Raw genomic sequence first — 2043 nt, 5'->3', positions numbered from 1 at the left:
GCACCGTGCCGGGCTGGTCCTCGTCCTCGAACAACAGCAGCACGGCGTTGGCGTGCTGCTCGATGGCGCCGGAGTTGTGCAGGTCCGACAGCACCGGCTTCTTGTCCGCGCGTCGTTCCACTTCCCGGTTGAGCTGGTGAATGGCGATGACCGGGACCTCGAACTCCAGGGCGGTGACCTTGAGTTGCCTGGTGGCCTCGCCCAGGGCTAGGTCGTGGCGGTCGGCGGCCGGCAGCGACATCAGGCCCAGGTAGTCGAGCACGACCAGGGACGGCCGTTGGCCGCGCCGGTCCAGGCGGCGCAGCCGGGAGCGCAAGGTGCCCAGCGAGTAGGAGGGGGTGGCGTCGATGTAGAGGGGGCCGCCCCGCAGGCGCTCGGTGGCGAATGCCAGGCGGCGGCGGTCGTCTTCGGTCAGCTCGGGGCGGTTGCCAGGAAGCAGCTTGGTCACCTCGACGTTGGCCTCGGCGGCCAGGATGCGGGCGTTGACCTCCAGCTGGGTCATCTCCAGGGAGGCGAGATAGGCCGGCAGGCCGTGGGTGTAGGCGACCTCACGGGCCAGCCGCAGTCCCATCAGGGATTTCCCGACCCCGGGGCGGGCCGCGACCACCACTAGGTCGCCGGGTCGGATCTTGAGCACCCGGTCCAGGTCGGGCAGGCCGGTGGGCAGGGTGGCGACGTCGGCCATCTCCAGCTCGGCCATGTGGGCCTCCCAGCCGCCGGACAGGGTGGGCTCGGCCTGGAAGCCGCCGGTTCCGCCGGTGGCCACGGCGTCGGTGAACGCGTTCTCGACCTCGGCGGCCACCGCGTCGGGGTCGTCGGCCCAGTCGCCGACCAGGGCGCGTTGCTGGGCGCGGACCAGGCCCTCCAGGGTGCGGCGGCGGCGGATGCCGCCCAGCAGCAGCTCCAGGTGGTGGCGCAGCGACGCCACCGGTGGGGCCTCGGCGAGCAGGGTGTGCAGGTAGGGGGCGCCTCCGCAGCGGTCCAGTTCGCCGCGCCGTTCCAGCACGTGAAGCACGGTGATCGGGCGGGTGGTGCCGTTGCGGTCGGCTGCCTCCAGCAGGGCGGCCAGGATGGCCTGGTGCGGTGGCCGGTACAGGTCCTCGGGCCGGACGTACTCGTTGATCGTGTCGCACGCCTCGGCCGACAGCATCGCCAGCCCGAGCACGGCGCGTTCAGCGGCCAGCTCGGACTCAGTCGGGTCGTAGCCGGTCACCGGCTCCTTGGCGGTCATGCGGAACGCTCCTCGTCGTCGGTGGGGGCGGCCGGGTCGGACAGGTGCTCGGAGAGCGCGGCCAGTGCGGCCGAGCGGTCCACCTCGCGTTCGGTGACGGGCGGGGGAACCGGCTGCGCGAGGCCAGGCTGGGGAACCGGGCGGCGCCGGGCCATCACCTCGCGGGTGCGGGCGCTGACGCGGTCCCGCCGTTCCCGGTAGCCCTCCGGGTCCGGGTGGCAGGTGCAGGGCTCCCACTCCCCGGTCTGCCGGTCCCGCACGATGCGCTTGTCGGGAATGTCCTCGCCCCGCGGGTCACACGTCCCGCACCACGTCGGCATCGCGGGCCCGGCCGGCGGCGACGCGACCGGAACCTGCTCCTGGCCCTGCTCGACGAGGGGAGCCTGCTCAGCCCGGACCGGCAGGGGAAGGTCGGCCAACGCGCCGCTGAGGTAGTTCGCCGCGCCACGCTGCGACTCACAGCGGCGTATGGCGGCCGTCAGACACCGCTCCAGCTCGGCCTCAGCGCGGCCTGCCGCCAGCAACCGGTCAATCTCGGCGCCGACACGGGCCTGGACCTCCGGCGTCAACGAGACCCCGTGCCGGTTCTTCTCCCACGGCAGCCGATCCAGCAACCACAGCGCGGCAGGGGAGCAGTCCACCGCAGGGGCGGGCGCCGCCGCCTTCGGGCGGCGGGCGGCGCCCGCCTTCGCTCGATCGTTCCCTCCTTCCTTCAACCCACCTACGAAAGGTGGGTTGAAGGAAGGAGAGAGAGAAGGAAGACGGGAACCAGGTTCCCGTCCCAGGTCACGCCAGTGCGGAACCAGGTTCCC

2 protein-coding genes are annotated in these 2043 nt (G+C 72.7%); both read right to left on the bottom strand.

Annotated features, from left to right (window positions below; translation table 11 throughout):
• Positions 1-1231, bottom strand: a 1231-nt coding sequence (locus tag IEY55_RS31615) for a replicative DNA helicase (protein WP_189062258.1), incomplete at its 3' end; no start/stop codon positions are given.
• Positions 1228-2043, bottom strand: an 816-nt coding sequence (locus IEY55_RS31610) for a hypothetical protein (RefSeq protein WP_229686955.1), incomplete at its 5' end; no start/stop codon positions are given. The genes IEY55_RS31610 and IEY55_RS31615, both read right to left, overlap by 4 nt.

The organism is Longimycelium tulufanense (assembly GCF_014645795.1).
In the GTDB taxonomy this organism is placed as follows: Bacteria; Actinomycetota; Actinomycetes; order Mycobacteriales; family Pseudonocardiaceae; genus Longimycelium; species Longimycelium tulufanense.
Note: the sequence above shows the minus strand (reverse complement) of the source record. Positions and strands in the feature narration are given on the sequence as shown.